Source organism: Rhizobium esperanzae (assembly GCF_002204185.1).
In the GTDB taxonomy this organism is placed as follows: domain Bacteria; phylum Pseudomonadota; class Alphaproteobacteria; order Rhizobiales; family Rhizobiaceae; genus Rhizobium; species Rhizobium esperanzae.
The window spans coordinates 55,678-71,874 of record NZ_MXPU01000001.1; the positions used below are offsets into that span (position 1 = coordinate 55,678).

Below are 16,197 nucleotides of genomic sequence, written 5' to 3' on the forward strand. Positions count from 1 at the left end.
TCAGCAGAAGCGGCTGCCTCGGCAACACAGGCATCACTCGGCAGCCAATGCTGCCTGCAGTTCCACGTCCTCTGGTGAATTCTCGTGACTTTCGTTCTTCGCCGGCTTGATGCGGAACCATGTGGCGTAGAGAGCCGGAAGGAAGAGCAGGATCATCACCGTGCCGACCGCAGTTCCACCGATCAGCGTGTAGGCCATCGACCCCCAGAACACCGAGTGGGTGAGAGGAATGAAGGCAAGCACGGCCGCAAGGGCTGTCAGAATGACGGGACGCGTCCGCTGCACCGTCGCCTCGATGACGGCGTGATAATCGTCGAGACCGGCTGCCTTGTTCTCCTTGATCTGTTCCGTCAGGATCAAGGTATTGCGCATCAGGATTCCGGCCAATCCGATCAATCCGAGAATGGCGTTGAAGCCGAAGGGCTGATTGAAGAGCAGCAGGACCGGAACCGCCCCGGCAAGACCGAGCGGGCCCGTCAGCATGACCATGGTCATCGTCGACAGGCTGCGGACCTGCAGCACGATCACGATCAGCATGGCGGCAATCATCGCCGGGAAGATTTTGACGAGGGCGTCGTTGGCCTTGAGCGACTCCTCGATGTTCCCGCCCATCTCGATACGATAGCCCACAGGCAGCGTGGCGATCAGCGGCTGAAGCGCCTTCATGACCTGCTGGGACACCTCCGGGGGCTGGGTCGCCTCGTCGATATCGGAACGGATCGTGACAACGGGCGTGCGGTCGCGACGTTTCAGGATTGGCTCCTCGAACCGGATTTCGGAATGACCGATCTGATCTAGCGGGACCTGGCGGCCATCCCGACTCATCAGCGAGAAGTCCGCCAATCGCGACGGGTCAAGCCGGTTGTCGCCGGCACTGCGGGCGACGACAGGCACGTTGCGGATATTCTCGCGAACCTCGGTAATCGGGATCCCGCTCAGCAGCAACTGCATCTGCTGGGCGGCCTCCGCCGGCGAAAGCCCGATCAGGCCCAGCCGTTCCTGGTCGGGAACGAAGCGCAGCACCGGAGTGCGGTTGCCCCAATCGCGGTTTGCCTGACGCACATCCGGCACGCTCTTCATGATCTCCAGGGCCTTTTCGGAGATCCGGTACAATTGGTCGGCATCAGGACCCATGATGCGGAATTCGACCGGAAACGGCGTATAGGGACCGAAGACGAGCTGGGTGACGCGGACATAGGCTTCGGGAGCGAGCCCATCCGAGATGGCCGCGCGCAGGCGAAGCTTCAAAGCCTCGCGTGTGTGGGCGTCAGGAGTCAGCACGACGATCTTGGCGAAGGACGGGTCCGGCAGCTCAGGGGCCATGGCAAAGAAGAAGCGGGGAGCGCCCTGACCGATATAGCTCGTGACTGTCTTTGCCTCCGGCTGCTGCTGCAGCCAGTCTTCGAGCTTCCCGACCGTTGCGGCCGTCGTCTCGATACTGGTCCCTTCCGGCATGCGCACTTCAACCAGAACCTCCGGACGATCCGACGTCGGGAAGAACTGCTGTTTCACCGCTCCCATTCCCACGACGGAGACTGCCATGGCGATGGCGACCACAGCACAAGTGACGAACTTGTGGCGCACGGTAAACTCGATCAGCCGCCGCAGGCGCCGGTAATTCGGCGTGTCGTAAATGGCGTGATGGCCGCCTTCGACCGGCTTGATCGCCGGCAGCATCTTGACGCCGAGATACGGCGTGAAGACCACCGCAACGACCCATGATACGATGAGGGCAAAGCCGACGACCCAGAAGATATTGCCGGCATATTCGCCGGCGGTTGAGCGGGCAAAGCCGACCGGCATCAGGCCGATGATCGTCACGAGCGTGCCCGAGAGCATCGGGGCCGCCGTATGGCTCCAGGCATAGGCGGCCGCCTTGATGCGATCCATCCCCTCTTCCATCTTCACCACCATCACCTCGATGGCGATGATGGCGTCGTCGACCAGAAGGCCGAGCGCCAGGATCAGCGCACCAAGAGTGATGCGATCGAAGAACCGGCCGGTCTCCAGCATGATGAGGAAGACGACGGCAAGGGTGAGCGGAACGGCCAGAGCGACGACGATCCCGACGCGCCAACCAAGGCTGACGAGGCTGACGAACAAGACGACGCCGAGCGCCATGGCGAATTTCAGCATGAACTCGCCGACGGCTTCGTCGATGTTGACGGCCTGGTCGCTGACCTTGTCGAGCGTCATTCCAAGCGGCAAGGTCTTGGCGATCGCGGCCGATCTTTCTTCCAGCGCCTTGCCGAGTTCCAGGCCGTTCCAGCCCTGCTGCATCACCGCGCCGAGCATGATGGCGGGCTCGCCGTCATGGCGGATGAGATAGGTGGCCGGATCCTCATAGCCGCGCCGCACTTCGGCCAAATCGGAGAGTTTCAAGGTGCGTCCGGCCGCGACGATCGGCGTGTCTGATATCGCCTGGATGCTGTCATAGGCGCCGTCGAAGCGAATGAAGACCTGCGGGCCGCGGGTGTCGATCGACCCCGCCGGCGTCACGGTGTTTCGCCGCTGCAACGCGGCCGCGACGTCCTGCGCAGAAATGCCGAGCGTCGCCAGCTTGGCATAGGAAAATTCGACGAAGATCTGTTCGGGCCGCTCGCCGAGGATGTTGATCTTCTTGACTCCAGGCACATGCAGAAGATCCTGGCGGATCACCTCGGCCTGGCGCACAAGCTCACGCATCGGCATGCCCTTGGCCTTCAGCGCATAAAGCCCGAAGCTGACATCGGAATACTCGTCGTTGACGAAAGGACCGAAGACGCCCTGGGGCAGATTGCGAGCCTCGTCCCCAAGCTTCTTTCGAGCCTGATAGAATTCCTCTTTGACCGCCGTGGACGGCGTACTGTCCTTCAGCGTCACAGTCAGAAAGGCGTATCCCGGCCGGGTAGTCGTCTCGACACGATCGTACCAGGTGAGTTCCTGGAGGCGCTTCTCGAGCGGTTCGGCGACCAGATCCTGCATCTCGCGCGCCGTCGCACCCGGCCACACGGTCGTCACGGTCAAGGTCTTGATGGTGAATGAGGGGTCCTCCGCGCGCCCAAGCTTGACGAAGGCATAGGCGCCGGCGGCGGCCAGCAGAATGATGAAGAACAGCGTAACGGCCCGTTCGCGGACGGCGAGCGCGGAGAGATTGAAGTTCATTGTTTTGCCGCCTCTGCCTGTTCTACCTTGGTGCGCACGCTGGCGCCGTCCTGCAGCAGATGGGCGCCGAGAGCGACGACCGGCTCGCCTGCTTTGACGCTGGAAACCACCGCGACCTCCTCGCCTATTTGTTCAATTTTCACCTGCCTGAAGTGGACGGTCGAAGATTTCTCATCGAAGACCCACACGCCGGTTCGGCTGCCGTCGTCCAAAACCGCGCCGACAGGCACCGCGGCCTGTGATTGGCCCCTGCTGTTGGAGATCCTGATCGTCACCGTCGCGCCCAGCGGGGCCGACGCTGCCGCGCCATCCAGAACCCAGCGTGCTTCATAGGTGCGGGTTTGAGGGTCGGCCGCGTCGGAGATCTGCCGCAGCCGCGCCTTGTCCCGCCGGCCTTCGCTTCCGTAGATGCTGGCATCGGCTGTCTGGCCGATCTCGGGCCGCAGGAATTCAGGAAGCCAGACCAGCGCTTCACGCGGACCGGCCTGTGCGAGGCGAACCACGGTTTGTCCTGCCGTCACCACTTGGCCCGGCTCGCCGAGCGTTTCGACAACCGTCCCATCGGTATCGGCAACAAGGATGGAATAGGCAGTCTCGTTCTCTGCGACCTTCGCGTCCGCTTCTGCCGCGGCAAGCTGCGCGGTCGCGGTGTCGAGTGCCGCTTTCGCCTGCTCATAGCGCTGCGGCGTCGCGGCCAAGCCGTTTTTCACCAAGGCGGCATAGCGCCGCTCGTCGGCTTGCGCCTGGATCAGCACTGCTTGCGCCGCGGCAACCGCGTTTCGCTTCGCCGTCAGTGCGAGACGCAGATCGGTCTCGTCGATGCGCATCAGCGGCTGACCGGCTTTGACCTGCACGCCAACGTCCACATAGCGCTGCATGATCTTGCCGGGGACGCGAAACCCGAGATTGCTCTGCACCCGGGCGGCAATGGTGCCCGTGAAGGTGCGTTCGGCCGCTTCCGGGTTTTTTGCCTCCACCAGCTTGACAAAGGGGGGTGCCGTGCGGGGATCGGCGGCTTTTGCACTTGCCTTGGAGGGTTCCTCGATAAGCACGAAAGCGGTGGCGCCGGCAGCAGCCACAAGACCGAAAACGGCGAATAATATTTTGCGGTTCATCTCATTAACCCTTGTTGACCGGCGCGCGGATCATTTAGATTGCGATCTAACTCTAAAATTGATATAGATGTCAAATGAAATCTAACTGGAGGTCGCTATGAGAGTCAGTCGTGTCCAGGCCGAGGCCAACCGCGAAACAGTGATCAACGTCGCAAGTCGGCTCTTCCGGGAGCATGGTTTCGACGGCATCGGGCTGAAAGATCTGATGAAAGGTGCCGGCCTCACCCAAGGCGGATTCTACAAACAGTTCCGATCGAAAGACGATCTTGCGGCGCTGGCATCCGGGCGAGCGATGGAGAGTGCAATTCGCCGGTGGTCGAGGGTTGCCGCCGGAAGCAGCGATCCCTTCGGCGCGGTTGTCGGCATGTATCTCTCAACCGGGCACCAGGAAGAGAAAGGCGATGGTTGCCCCCTGGCCGCGCTCGGGTCCGACGCGGCGCGTCAGAGCGAAGAGGTCCGCGCTCCGTTCCAGAATGGCATTGAAGCGCACCTTCAGGTTCTCGACGAATTGATCCCGGTATCGGACGGCGCAAAACCGTTCGAGAAAGCCATGGTCGTGCTGTCCCTCATGGTCGGCGCCGTAACCATCTCTCGCATCATGACCGATCAGGCCATGTCGGAGCGACTGCTGGAGACCGCCGCCGATGCGGTCAAGCGCATCGCGGGCGACACGGAAAAGGTTTGAACATGTTTCTGCAGGTCATCCAGCCGGACCGAAGGCTGATCATCGCGCATCGGCAGTACAAGCCGATCCGGTTCTTCGGAGATTAGGCAGTCATGAACGCTTCCAGCCTGCGGCTTGGGAAGCTCCCGTGGGTTGAAAACGTCGGGCTATCTAGAGTCGTCCCGCGCTTTACATGGGACGGCTCAATGTCGGTTGAGAACACCCTTGTTAAAGGTGAGGTCGGCGGTTCAATCTAACTCCGCCGCATTGTCGCAACATCTCACTTGCAGTTTCTAATTGACATTTTAAAACCAGTGCGCGTGATTTGCTTTTTATTGGCAGTTGTGGCGCGCTTTAACATGCGGGAGACTAACATTGAGGGTTTGTGGCGTACAGATAAAGTCAAATGAGGCAATTCTAGTCATCGTTGAGGACTCGGCGGCGGGAGCTAAACACATACAATCGCCGACGAAGAAGCTCATATTGGAAGACGATAAGAAGCAGTCCTCTTTGAAATCGTTCCTAATTGCGGCTGAAGCTTTCATGCGTGAAAACCAGATCGAATGCATCGCAATCAAAAATCGATCTGGAAGCGGCCAAATGGCGGCGTCTGGAGTAACGTTTAAAATCGAAGCGCTGCTTCAGCTGACCGTTGCGAATGTGGCCTACGCTGCTCCGAATATGCTTTCCAAGGTAGCAGCTAGCAATGCGACGACCCCGCCAGACTCTCTGCACAGTTACCAGAGAGACGCCTTTTTGTCGGCGGCGCTAATTCTTAAAAAGGCGGGTCTTCTTTGATCTCGTTCGACATCAGCAAGTTCCCAGGTAGCTTACATCCTACGATTTCCGAGCTGTCAAAAGAGACAGAATTCACCGCATATAGCGACCGAGGCGGGAATGGTTATGTCTTGTTCGGCGAAAACAAGGTTCTGAAGCGACCAATTGTTCTCAAAATATACTTCTGGGATAACGGCGACCACGCCGAGCCCGAAATGCTTGCGAAGCTGGAGCATGAGAACATTCTACAGGTCTACCATGCTGCGGCGATAGATGATGACTACGCCTATTTCGCAACCAGGTTTTGTCCCGATGGTGACCTCGATCGCCTTATCGCGAAAGGCCCCATTGCTATCCTTCGGGCGATCGACATCGTAATGCAGATATGCGCGGGTGTCAGCTTTCTGCACGGCAACAACTACCTCCATAGAGACTTGAAACCGCTTAATATTTTTTGCGACTCTGGCAAATTTGTCGTTGGAGACTTCGGTTCGGTAGTGCAGTGCGATGAGAACGGATATGCCAAGACGCTGACTAGGCACTCACTCCTTTACCGCCCTCCCGAGACTGCAGACGGTAACGACTATTACAAACAAGGCGACGTCTATCAGCTTGGTATCTTGCTATATCAGTTGCTTGGCGGTTGGCTCCCCTATGAAGAAACGCAATGGCTAAATGAGAAGCAGCATGAAAAGTATCTGACCCTCACCGGATTCGACCAGCAGAAATTTGCAACGGACATAATCACTGGAAAGATAAGAGCAGGGACGCTCTTAAATACTCCAGGATTGCCTCCCTTCGTTCCTACTGGCCTTAGAACAGTTATCCGGCGCGCGACAAACCAGAACAAAGAGAAGCGTTACGCCTCCGTCGCCGATCTTGCTGGTGCACTTAATAATCTAAAGGGATCCGTCCCAGACTGGCAGTTTCCCGGCGGCGTTCCCACCCTACACAGAGAGAATAAAACAGTCAGGATTCTTCAACAGAAAGGTTCATTCTTACTGCAGAAGAAGACTAGCGCCGAATGGCGCAATGTAGGCGGTAGTGCCACGCCGAATCTGTCTCATGCCGTCATCAAAGCAATGGAACTCTGACTTGTGGTGTCCAGAGCCGAGGCACGGAAGCGGTTGCCAACTGGACCGGCAGAACGGCAAAGGCACGCACCTGTACACCACCTCCGGTTTAGGGGTATTTACAATTTCTAATCGGGCAGCCATGCGGCATGTAGGGAAGATATGAAAGTTACGGTTAAGAGCCTGTCGGGGCCGTGGAGTGGCGGCTATGCGCTCGATAAGCATAAGATTGCAAGCACGTTTACAGGCTACAATGAATATGGACATGCGACGTTTGATACCTTGCGGACAGACGCGGGAGAAGCTGTATTTCGGCTAAAATATAGGAGCGACTGGACACAGGCTGGAATTCTTGCAGCAGCGGTCTACGAGCACATTGTGCCTAAGTTCCCCCAGATTGGACTGGTCATCCCTATGCCAGCATCTCAGACGCGTGCAAGACAACCCGTTGATGCGGTGGGGGAGGAGCTAGCAAAGTTGATGAACGTCAATTCTTTCGCCGATATCATTGTGAAGGCACCCTCTACAAGTGGGAAGAAATTGAAAGACCTCGGCACAAAGCATGAAAAGGACGCAGAACTCGCGGGGAGGTTCTCGATCAACGATGCCATACCAGCCCAGGGCAAATGGAATGCCTTGTTAATTGACGATCTGTTCGATAGCGGCGCTTCAATGGAAGCCGCGACAATCGCCCTTAAGACGTATGGTAAAATTGCTGGCGTCTATGTTGCCGCACTCACGTGGAAATAGGAAATGGAATCAGTTTTCATAGCAGGCTCTATTACAATAAAGAGCCTGCCTTCGCTCTTCGTCGAAAAGCTCGACAGTTTGATCGCGGCGAACCTCGCCGTTGTGATCGGTGACGCGAATGGCGTTGATAGAGCTGTGCAAAGCATATTAGACGACCGAGGAGCAGCCAATGTCACCGTCTTTTGCTCCGGCAAGGTACCCCGCAACAATCTCGGAAACTGGCCCGTAAAGGAAATTTACAGTACTGCGGAGCCAGGTACCAAGGCCTTCTTTACGGCTAAGGACATGGCAATGGCGGAGACTGCAGAGTTGGGCCTGATGCTGTGGGATGCAAAAAGCACGGGCACACTGAGCAATGTTATTGAACTTACGCGAAGAGGCAAAAAGACAGTCGTCTTTGTCAATAAAATGGATGCCTTCACTATCATTAGAGGGGTTCAGGATCTACAAAACCTCTTGAAGGTCATGTCAGATGGAGCCCTGGATCAAGCCGAAAAAAAGATCGGCCTCTCAGCCGCCCTCAGAAAGCTAACTCAGCAGCAAGCCGGGTTTTCGTTCTAGCCAACACTCGTGACTTCATCTTTGGAGGCTCCGCCTGCTCAAGCAGTTGGAGCTCGCGCCTAGCCCAAAGCCTTGATGAGATTCAGCGGACGAAGGTGAAATTTAAGGAAGGTGAGGCGCTCACGATCACGCTCGATAAACCTAACTATCAGGTCAATCTATAGCACACATTGCTACCTCCGAACATCTTCAAGATGTTGAAACTGATCGTGAACTTTCGAATATCGTCGATATGGTGTGCTAGTGATACGCAAGCCTGACTTGTTGGGAAAAGGCCAATGGCAATTCAAGCACGGCAATCGCGCCTTTAGCGCCCCGTTCCACGGCCGAAACTGGTATCTAAGCACTTGAAGAAGCTGGAGCGGGTGAAGGGAATCGAACCCTCGTATTCAGCTTGGGAAGCTGCTGCTCTACCATTGAGCTACACCCGCGATGCGCTGAGATTTCCAACAGATGGGGCCGGCTGTCAAGTCGCAGCCCTTCAGGCCGGCTCAGATGCGGAAATGTTTCGACAGCTTGAGGCCCTGGGCCTGGTAGTTGGATCCGAGGCCGGAGCCGTAGAGGCTGGCGGGCTTTTCCTGCATGTGTTCATAGACCAGGCGGCCGACGATCTGGCCGTCTTCGAGAATGAAGGGCACTTCGTGGCTGCGCACTTCGAGCACGGCGCGGCTGCCGCGACCGCCCGCCGGGGCATGGCCGAAGCCCGGATCGAAGAAGCCGGCGTAATGGACGCGGAATTCGCCGACCAGCGGATCGAAGGGGGTCATCTCGGCGGCATAATCCGGCGGCACGTGCACGGCCTCGCGGGAGACGAGGATATAGAATTCGTCAGGATCGAGGATCAGCTCGTTGCGGCCGCGGCTATAGAGCGGCTCCCAGAAATCGAAGATATCGTGCTGGTCCTTCTCGTCGACATCGACGACGGCGGTGTGGTGCTTGCCGCGATAGCCGATCAGGCCGTCCTTGTCGCCGCTGAGATCGATCGACAGCGCGATGCCGCCACCCGATACGTTCGGCTGCTTGCTGGCGACAAGCGTCTCGCTTTCATGCAGTTTCAACAGTTCCGGCTCGCCGAGCAGGGACTGGCCGACGCGGAAGCGGATCTGCGACAGGCGCGAGCCGCGGCGCACGACGATGGGGAAGGTGCGCGGGCTGATTTCGAGATAGAGCGGGCCGGAATAGCCCGCGGGGATCTTGTCAAACTCCTGGGCGTAATCAGTGATGACGCGGGTGAAGATATCGAGACGGCCGGTCGAGCTCTTCGGATTGGCCGAGGCCGACATGTCGGCCGGCAGCGCCAAGCTCTCCATCAACGGCACGATATAGACGCAGCCCGTTTCGAGCACCGCGCCCTGGGACAGGTCGATCACGTGCAGGCTCAGCCGATCGAGCTTGTCCGACACCAGATGCGAAGGCCCCGGCATGAAGGAGGCGCGCACGCGGAAAGCCTTGCTGCCTAAACGCAGATCCAGACTTGCCGGCTGGATCTGGTCTCGGTCCAGCTCCCGCTCGGAGTTAAGACGCCCCGTTTCAAACAGCGCGGAGATCGCGCGGTCCGCCAGAATTCCCGTTTCGCGAGCCATCATGCCCCATCCATCATTTTGCCGCCGACAAAACCAAATACGGGGAATTGACGCAAGCAGCTAACAGCAGTATTGCAGAATTATCCCGTGGTGATTTGGCCGGTCGGCTTGCAGCCACGTTAAACAAGTGGCTAAAAAGACCGGGTTGAAACCGGTCTGCTTTTGCGGCCGGTTTTTTTGTTATGTGAAGGTGATGGCATGAGCAAGACCTGGCGCCCGGCAACCCAACTCGTCCATGGCGGCACGCTGCGTTCGCAATATGGCGAAACGTCGGAGGCAATCTATCTCACCCAGGGTTTCGTCTATGACACGTCGGAGGCGGCCGAAGCCCGCTTCAAGGGCGAAACGGACGGCTTCATCTACGCCCGCTACGGCAGCCCCACCAATGACATGTTCGAAAAGCGCATGTGTGCATTGGAAGGCGCCGAAGATGCCCGTGCCACCGCCTCCGGCATGGCGGCCGTCGCCGCCGCCGTTCTCTGCCAGGTGAAGGCAGGCGACCATATCGTCGCCGCCCGCGCCCTGTTCGGCTCCTGCCGCTGGGTCGTGGAAACGCTGGCGCCGAAATACGGCGTCGAGTGCACGCTGGTCGACGGCCGGGATCTCGCCAACTGGGAAAAGGCGATCCGCCCGAATACCAAGGTGTTCTTCCTGGAAAGCCCGACCAACCCGACGCTCGAAGTGGTCGATATATCAGGCGTCGCCAAGCTCGCCAATCAGGTCGGCGCAAAGCTGATCGTCGACAATGTTTTTGCGACGCCGCTCTTCCAGAAGCCCCTGGAGCTCGGCGCTCATATCGTCGTCTATTCCGCAACCAAGCATATTGACGGCCAGGGCCGCTGCCTCGGCGGCGTGGTGCTCGCCGACAAGGCATGGATCGACGAGAACCTGCACGACTATTTCCGTCATACCGGCCCGGCCATGTCGCCGTTCAATGCCTGGACGCTTCTGAAGGGCATCGAGACACTGCCGCTGCGCGTGCGCCAGCAGACCGAGAATGCAGCGAAGATCGCCGATTTCCTGGCGGAGCAAGGCAAAGTCGCCAAGGTGATCTATCCCGGCCGCAATGATCACCCGCAGGCCGAAATCATCGCCAAGCAGATGACCGGCGGCTCGACGCTCGTCTGCTTCGAGCTGAAGGGCGGCAAGGAGGCGGCCTTCGCGCTGCAGAACGCGCTTGAGATCATCAAGATTTCCAACAATCTCGGCGACAGCAAGAGCCTGATCACCCATCCGGCAACGACCACGCACAAGAACCTGACGGAAGAGGCGCGCGCCGAACTCGGCATTTCTCCGGGCACGGTGCGGCTTTCGGCCGGCATCGAGGACACGGACGACCTGATCGAGGATTTCGCGCGGGCGCTTACCAAAGTTTCGGCCTGATCGACTGGAATAGCGGCCGGACTTCGTCCGGAGCCGGCCGCCGATCCGCGGGAACAAGTCCACCCGCGCTGGCGTTGCGAAGTAAAATTAACGCTGACAGTTAGGCTTAACGATCGAAAACCCTTCGATCATCACCATTTGACCGATGATAAACGTTCCGTTTCTTGACGAACAGGGCCTCTTTATAAGATACGGGTAACATATCTTGACTATGGTGCAAGGCATGTATCGCGCCCTCACAAGAGATATCGAAGTCGTGGTCGAACCGTTCTATCTGGAGGAGCAATCCGATCCGGAGGACGATCGCTATGTCTGGGGTTACCGGATCGTCATCAGCAACAATTCCGGCGTCGCCGTTCGTCTGGTCAACCGCTACTGGAACATCACCGACCAGAACGGCCAGGTAGACGAGGTGACCGGCCCCGGCGTCGTCGGCGAACAGCCGCGGCTCAGCCCCGGCGATACCTACGAATATTCCTCCGGCTGCCCGCTCGACACGCCCTCCGGGCTGATGTTCGGCCATTACCAGATGGAAACGGATGAAGGCGAGCTGTTCGACGTCGACATCCCCGCCTTCTCGCTGGATTCACCGGGGCTGCTGCGCGTGCTGAATTGAGGGGCAAGTTCCCACTCAAGAGATTGCCGAGATCTGAAAAAGTCCCTCGTCACGGGGGAGAGGCTAACGCAATGCGCCAACTGCAGCAGACATCTGCTTCTCTGCGGAGACGGTGAAATGGAAAACAGTGGGTGCGGCATCCACGCCCCTCCCCCTTTTGGGGAGAGGTTGGGGAGGGGTTTTTGGCGCCGAGAATTATTCCGCCGGCTGAAGCTCGGCCGCTTCGAAGCGGTAGGTGGTCGAGCAGAATTCGCAGGTGACGGATATCTCGCCGTTTTCCTGGCTGGCCTCGATCTCCTCGGCGGTAAAACCCTTCAGCACGTTGCCGATCTTTTCCCGCGAACAGCTGCAGCGGTCGAAGACGGCGCGGGGCTCGAATACGCGCACGCCGCGCTCGTGGAACAGGCGGAACAACAGCCGTTCGGTGCCGACAAGCGGATCGGTCAGCTCGTCGGCGTCGATGGTCTCGACCAGCGAGCGGGCCTCGGTCCAGGCATCGTCCTCACCATGCGGGCGGTCGCCGGTGTCGCCGTCGCCGCCGTGGAGATCGGGCTGGCGCATACGCTCCGGCGCCTCCGGCAGGAACTGGGCGACGAGGCCGCCTGCCCGCCAGCGGTGGCGCGGCTTGCCGGCGTCGTCACGATCGAAGAGTTCGGCCGCAGCCAGGCGCACACGTGTCGGAATCTGCTCCGACTGGCGGAAATAGACGCCGGCGATCTCCTCGAGCGAGGTGCCGTCCAGCGCGACAATGCCCTGATAGGGCTGAGCGAACTTGCCCTGATCGATGGTGAAGGCGAGCACGCCCTTGCCGAGCAGCTGCTCCGGCTCCGTCTCGCCCGATGCAATGGCCTGGTCGAGCAGCGCCCGATCGAAACGGGCATAGGCGCGCACGTTCTCAGGTGTCGAGAAATCGGCGACGAGCAGATCGACCGGGCCGTCGCCCTTGGTCTGCACGGTGAACTTGCCGTCGAACTTCAGCGAGGTGCCGAGCAGCACCGTCAGCACCACGACCTCGGCAAGCAGCCGGGCGACGGGCGCGGGATAATGATGGCGCTCGAGGATGGCATCGAGCATGGGGCCGAGCTGGACGGCGCGGCCGCGCACATCCAGACCCTCCACCTGAAAGGGGACGACATGATCATCGCCGGCGAAATCGAACTGGCCGAGGGCGGCTGCAGCTTCTGCCATGGCTTTTACTCCTAGTTTTCAAGCAAAGGGTCAGCGTGCCCTTCGCTCGCGCGGTCGCGCGCTTTTCACGCGCGACATCCGATTATGGTTCAGATCGCGCCCAGGCACCAAGCAAGAATCGACTTCTGCGCGTGAAGACGGTTTTCCGCCTCATCGAAGACCACGGATTGCGGACCGTCGATCACCTCGTCCGTCACTTCCTCACCGCGATGAGCAGGCAGGCAATGCATGAACAATGCATCGCTGCCGGCCTTCGCCATCAAGGCCGCATTGACCTGATAAGGCTGGAAGACGTTATGACCCCGGGCCCGATGTTCCTGATTCATGGAGACCCAGGTATCGGTCACCACGCAATCGACGCCTTCGACCGCACGGTCGGCATCATGGCAGAGCATGATTTCGGCGCCCTCATTGCGGGCCCAGTTCAGATAGTGATCCTTGGGCTCCGAACCAAGGGGTACGGCCATGTTCATGCGGTAGCCGAAACGCGCCGCACCCTCGACCAGCGAATGCAGCACATTGTTGCCGTCGCCGGTCCAGGCGATGGTCTTGCCCTTGATCGGGCCGCGATGCTCTTCGAAGGTCATGATGTCGGCCATGATCTGGCAGGGATGCGTATCGTCCGTAAGGGCGTTGATCACAGGCACGGTCGCATGTTCGGCAAGCTCCAGCAGGCGCGAGTGCTCGGTGGTGCGGATCATGATCGCATCGACATAGCGCGACAGCACCTTGGCGGTGTCGCCGATCGTCTCGGCGCGGCCGAGCTGCATTTCCGTGCCGGACAAAAACAGCGTTTCGCCGCCGAGCTGGCGCATGCCGACGTCGAAGGAGACGCGGGTTCGCGTCGACGGCTTCTCGAAGATCATCGCCAGCATCTTGCCGGCGAGCGGCTTGTCGCCGGCGCCGGCCTTGAAGGCCTGCTTGCGGGCGAGCGCGTCGTTCATGATGGTTCTGAGGTCGGCCGATGTGACGGCCGAAAGATCGAGGAAATGTTTAGGAGCCATGTTCTTACCTGTCGTGCGCCCGAAGGCGGCGATCCCTTCAAGCCGTCTTCTTGATCTTGGCGGCGCGGATGCTCTCGGCGGCGCGCTCGAGGCGGGCGAGACCCTCGCGGGCTTCCTCGGCGGTGACGACGAGCGGCGGAAGAAGGCGGATGACATTGTCGCCGGCCGGCACGCCGAGCAGATGCGCGGCGCGGATCGCCTGCAGCAACTCGGCCGAAGGGACGGCCGCCTTGACGCCGAGCAGCAGGCCCTCGCCCCTGATATCCTCGATCACGTCGGGATAACGGTCCTTCAACGAGGCCAGCCCCTGACGGAAGACAAGCGCCACGTCGCGCACATGCTCAAGGAAGCCGTCGGCGAGAATGACATCGAGCACGGCGCCGCCGACGGCCATGGCCAGCGGATTGCCGCCATAGGTCGAACCATGGGTGCCGGCCTTCATGCCGGAGGCGGCCTCAGCGGTCGCAAGGCAGGCGCCGAGCGGGAAACCGCCGCCGATGCCCTTGGCGACGGCCATGATGTCGGGTGTGATGCCCGACCATTCATGGGCGAAGAGCTTGCCGGTACGGCCAACGCCGGTCTGGACCTCGTCGAGGATCAGCAGCAGGCCGTTCTCGTCGCAGATCCGGCGCAGCGCCTTCATGAACTCGGTGGTGGCGGGACGCACGCCGCCCTCGCCCTGCACCGGCTCGATGAGGATTGCCGCCGTCGCATCGGTGATCGCGGCGCGCACCGCTTCGATGTCGCCGAACGGCACCTGATCGAAGCCCGGCGTCTTGGGGCCGAAGCCTTCGAGATATTTCTCCTGGCCGCCGGCGGCGATCGTCGCAAGCGTGCGCCCATGGAAGGCGCCTTCGAAGGTGATGATATGGAAGCGCTCGGGATGGCCCTTGGAAAACTGGTAGCGGCGCGCCGTCTTGATGGCGCATTCGAGCGCCTCGGCGCCCGAATTGGTGAAGAACACCTTGTCGGCGAAGGTGGCGTCCGTCAGGCGCTTGGCCAGACGCTCCTGGCCGGGGATCTCATAGATGTTGGAGAGGTGCCAGACCTTATCGGCCTGCTCCTTCAGCGCCGCGACCACATGCGGGTTGCCGTGGCCGACGGAGGTGACGGCGACACCGGCGCCGAAATCGAGATAACGCTCGCCGCCTTCGGTGATCAGCCATACGCCCTCGCCTCGCTCGAACCGCAACGGGGCACGAGAATAGGTGTCATACAGCGGCGCGGCTTCGGCCATGGCGCGGGTCTCCCGATCAGCGTTGTCAATCACCGGACTCCGGCTAAGAAAACCAGGCCCGAAAAATCAAAAATGCCGCCTTGCGGCGGCGACCAGCACTATTTCCTCTTCGCGCTGCAATGTCAACAAAACTGCGCCCTTAGCTCATGCAGCAAGCTTGTACAGCGGCATTTCCAGCCTTCAACAGGCATTATTGCAGAAATGACACGCAGAGGAAGCAAGTTGGGGAAAACTCGGAATTCGATTCATCCGGATTCCCGCGACTCTTGTCACGGAGTCAGCCTCACACTAGGTTAAAGTTCAATTACTAGACTGCATGCGGCGGAACTAGTCACCAAAATTGATCAAGCGTTTCTTGTTTCGGAGGCTTCCGGGACAACGGTGAGGGATTCTGCCATCACCAACGCAAAAGGTGGAGACAGGGCATGAACTGGACAGACGAGCGGGTCGAGAAACTCAAGAAGCTTTGGGCTGAAGGACTGAGCGCCAGCCAGATTGCTGCGCAGCTTGGCGGGGTCAGCCGAAACGCCGTTATCGGCAAGGTGCACAGGCTCAACCTTCCAGGCCGCGCCAAGGCCGGCGGCACAGCCACAGCGGCGCGCACGCCGAAGCGTCAGACATCGGCGCCGCGCGCTCCGAATTACGCCTCCCGGATCGCCACCCGCACCGTGACCCGCCAGCAGGGCGCAACCCTGCTGAAGGAAGAGATCGAGATCGAAACGGTCGAGGAAATGGAATACGTGCCGAAGGGCAACGTGGTGGTGCCGATTTCCCGCCGCCTCGGCCTGACGGAGCTCACCGAACGCACCTGCAAGTGGCCGGTCGGCGATCCGCTGAAGGACGACTTCCATTTCTGCGGCTGCGAATCCCCCGACAATTCGCCCTACTGCAGCTATCATCAGAAGCTTGCCTATCAGCCGGTCAATGAACGGCGCCGGGCGGCAGCGCGGGTCAGCTGAGCGGGCAAACATTGCTGGAAATGCGAAAACGGGCCTCGTGGCCCGTTTTTGTGATTAGAGTGGGGAAGCTCCTTTGTGTTTGGCAGCAAAGCCGACCACGCATTCCGTCATCCCAGGGCTTGACCCTGGGATCCACGACCAGG

General features: G+C 59.8%; 14 protein-coding genes, 1 tRNA gene and 1 riboswitch. Of the genes, 8 read left to right on the plus strand and 7 right to left on the minus strand.

Going from position 1 to position 16,197, the window contains the following annotated elements; all coding sequences use genetic code 11:
• Positions 1 to 33 precede the first annotated feature (33 nt).
• Complete coding sequence (locus B5E41_RS00275; RefSeq protein ID WP_088390150.1) at positions 34 to 3,144, minus strand: efflux RND transporter permease subunit; 3,111 nt, start codon at positions 3,142 to 3,144, stop codon at positions 34 to 36.
• Positions 3,141 to 4,259, minus strand: a complete 1,119-nt coding sequence (locus B5E41_RS00280) for an efflux RND transporter periplasmic adaptor subunit (protein WP_088390152.1) — start codon at positions 4,257 to 4,259, stop codon at positions 3,141 to 3,143. Before B5E41_RS00280 ends, B5E41_RS00275 begins: the two co-directional genes overlap by 4 nt.
• A 97-nt stretch (positions 4,260 to 4,356) precedes the next feature.
• Between B5E41_RS00280 and B5E41_RS00285 the strand changes: the two genes are divergently transcribed.
• The 5 genes from B5E41_RS00285 (at position 4,357) to B5E41_RS00305 (ending at position 8,084) form a co-directional block, all read left to right on the plus strand.
• Entirely contained in the window at positions 4,357 to 4,944 is a 588-nt protein-coding gene (locus B5E41_RS00285) for a TetR/AcrR family transcriptional regulator (protein WP_088390154.1), read from the plus strand.
• A 354-nt stretch (positions 4,945 to 5,298) separates the two neighbouring features.
• Positions 5,299 to 5,721, plus strand: coding sequence for a DUF3010 family protein (locus tag B5E41_RS00290; RefSeq protein ID WP_176439316.1), 423 nt, complete (start codon positions 5,299 to 5,301; stop codon positions 5,719 to 5,721).
• The gene (locus tag B5E41_RS00295; protein WP_088390158.1) at positions 5,718 to 6,794 is read left to right on the plus strand and encodes a serine/threonine-protein kinase; all 1,077 of its coding nucleotides are present in this window, start codon (positions 5,718 to 5,720) and stop codon (positions 6,792 to 6,794) included. The genes B5E41_RS00290 and B5E41_RS00295 overlap by 4 nt, the downstream gene beginning before the upstream one ends.
• A 141-nt stretch (positions 6,795 to 6,935) precedes the next feature.
• Entirely contained in the window at positions 6,936 to 7,523 is a 588-nt protein-coding gene (locus B5E41_RS00300; protein ID WP_088390160.1) for a ComF family protein, read from the plus strand.
• 3 nt (positions 7,524 to 7,526) lie between these two features.
• The gene (locus B5E41_RS00305) at positions 7,527 to 8,084 is read left to right on the plus strand and encodes a hypothetical protein (protein WP_088390162.1); all 558 of its coding nucleotides are present in this window, start codon (positions 7,527 to 7,529) and stop codon (positions 8,082 to 8,084) included.
• A 357-nt stretch (positions 8,085 to 8,441) separates the two neighbouring features.
• On the opposite strand, the gene B5E41_RS00310 is transcribed toward B5E41_RS00305, so the two are convergent.
• Positions 8,442 to 8,515: transfer RNA gene (locus tag B5E41_RS00310), tRNA-Gly, on the minus strand.
• A 60-nt stretch (positions 8,516 to 8,575) separates the two neighbouring features.
• Positions 8,576 to 9,670 carry a 2'-deoxycytidine 5'-triphosphate deaminase gene (locus B5E41_RS00315; RefSeq protein WP_176439317.1) on the minus strand — a complete coding sequence of 365 codons (1,095 nt, stop codon included), beginning with the start codon at positions 9,668 to 9,670 and terminating at the stop codon, positions 8,576 to 8,578.
• Positions 9,671 to 9,744: 74 nt separating this feature from the next.
• Positions 9,745 to 9,823: riboswitch (SAM riboswitch) on the plus strand.
• Between the two features lie 42 nt (positions 9,824 to 9,865).
• On the opposite strand from B5E41_RS00315, the gene B5E41_RS00320 reads away from it, so the two are divergent.
• Positions 9,866 to 11,050 carry an O-succinylhomoserine sulfhydrylase gene (locus B5E41_RS00320; protein WP_088390164.1) on the plus strand — a complete coding sequence of 395 codons (1,185 nt, stop codon included), beginning with the start codon at positions 9,866 to 9,868 and terminating at the stop codon, positions 11,048 to 11,050.
• A gap of 223 nt (positions 11,051 to 11,273) precedes the next feature.
• Entirely contained in the window at positions 11,274 to 11,666 is a 393-nt protein-coding gene (gene apaG / locus B5E41_RS00325) for a Co2+/Mg2+ efflux protein ApaG (protein WP_011423893.1), read from the plus strand.
• 195 nt (positions 11,667 to 11,861) lie between these two features.
• On the opposite strand, the gene B5E41_RS00330 is transcribed toward apaG, so the two are convergent.
• The 3 genes from B5E41_RS00330 to B5E41_RS00340 all read right to left on the minus strand — a co-directional run bounded on the left by B5E41_RS00330 (position 11,862) and on the right by B5E41_RS00340 (position 15,095).
• Positions 11,862 to 12,854, minus strand: coding sequence for an Hsp33 family molecular chaperone (locus B5E41_RS00330; protein ID WP_011423891.1), 993 nt, complete (start codon positions 12,852 to 12,854; stop codon positions 11,862 to 11,864).
• 89 nt (positions 12,855 to 12,943) lie between these two features.
• Positions 12,944 to 13,858 carry an ornithine carbamoyltransferase gene (gene argF / locus B5E41_RS00335; RefSeq protein WP_088390166.1) on the minus strand — a complete coding sequence of 305 codons (915 nt, stop codon included), beginning with the start codon at positions 13,856 to 13,858 and terminating at the stop codon, positions 12,944 to 12,946.
• Between the two features lie 37 nt (positions 13,859 to 13,895).
• The gene (locus B5E41_RS00340) at positions 13,896 to 15,095 is read right to left on the minus strand and encodes an aspartate aminotransferase family protein (RefSeq protein ID WP_088390168.1); all 1,200 of its coding nucleotides are present in this window, start codon (positions 15,093 to 15,095) and stop codon (positions 13,896 to 13,898) included.
• Between the two features lie 425 nt (positions 15,096 to 15,520).
• Between B5E41_RS00340 and B5E41_RS00345 the strand changes: the two genes are divergently transcribed.
• Positions 15,521 to 16,054 carry a GcrA family cell cycle regulator gene (locus B5E41_RS00345; protein WP_088390170.1) on the plus strand — a complete coding sequence of 178 codons (534 nt, stop codon included), beginning with the start codon at positions 15,521 to 15,523 and terminating at the stop codon, positions 16,052 to 16,054.
• The last annotated feature ends 143 nt before the right edge of the window (positions 16,055 to 16,197 follow it).

What these genes read in the sequence shown, in the direction of transcription:
- B5E41_RS00285 (WP_088390154.1), top strand. Translation starts at nt 4,357, where the DNA reads ATGAGAGTCAGTCGTGTCCAGGCCGAGGCCAACCGCGAAACAGTGATC.
- B5E41_RS00305 (WP_088390162.1), top strand. Translation starts at nt 7,527, where the DNA reads ATGGAATCAGTTTTCATAGCAGGCTCTATTACAATAAAGAGCCTGCCT.
- B5E41_RS00345 (WP_088390170.1), top strand. Translation starts at nt 15,521, where the DNA reads ATGAACTGGACAGACGAGCGGGTCGAGAAACTCAAGAAGCTTTGGGCT.
- B5E41_RS00315 (WP_176439317.1), bottom strand. Translation starts at nt 9,670, where the DNA reads ATGATGGCTCGCGAAACGGGAATTCTGGCGGACCGCGCGATCTCCGCG.
- B5E41_RS00275 (WP_088390150.1), bottom strand. Translation starts at nt 3,144, where the DNA reads ATGAACTTCAATCTCTCCGCGCTCGCCGTCCGCGAACGGGCCGTTACG.
- B5E41_RS00280 (WP_088390152.1), bottom strand. Translation starts at nt 4,259, where the DNA reads ATGAACCGCAAAATATTATTCGCCGTTTTCGGTCTTGTGGCTGCTGCC.
- B5E41_RS00320 (WP_088390164.1), top strand. Translation starts at nt 9,866, where the DNA reads ATGAGCAAGACCTGGCGCCCGGCAACCCAACTCGTCCATGGCGGCACG.
- argF (WP_088390166.1), bottom strand. Translation starts at nt 13,858, where the DNA reads ATGGCTCCTAAACATTTCCTCGATCTTTCGGCCGTCACATCGGCCGAC.
- apaG (WP_011423893.1), top strand. Translation starts at nt 11,274, where the DNA reads ATGTATCGCGCCCTCACAAGAGATATCGAAGTCGTGGTCGAACCGTTC.
- B5E41_RS00340 (WP_088390168.1), bottom strand. Translation starts at nt 15,095, where the DNA reads ATGGCCGAAGCCGCGCCGCTGTATGACACCTATTCTCGTGCCCCGTTG.
- B5E41_RS00300 (WP_088390160.1), top strand. Translation starts at nt 6,936, where the DNA reads ATGAAAGTTACGGTTAAGAGCCTGTCGGGGCCGTGGAGTGGCGGCTAT.
- B5E41_RS00330 (WP_011423891.1), bottom strand. Translation starts at nt 12,854, where the DNA reads ATGGCAGAAGCTGCAGCCGCCCTCGGCCAGTTCGATTTCGCCGGCGAT.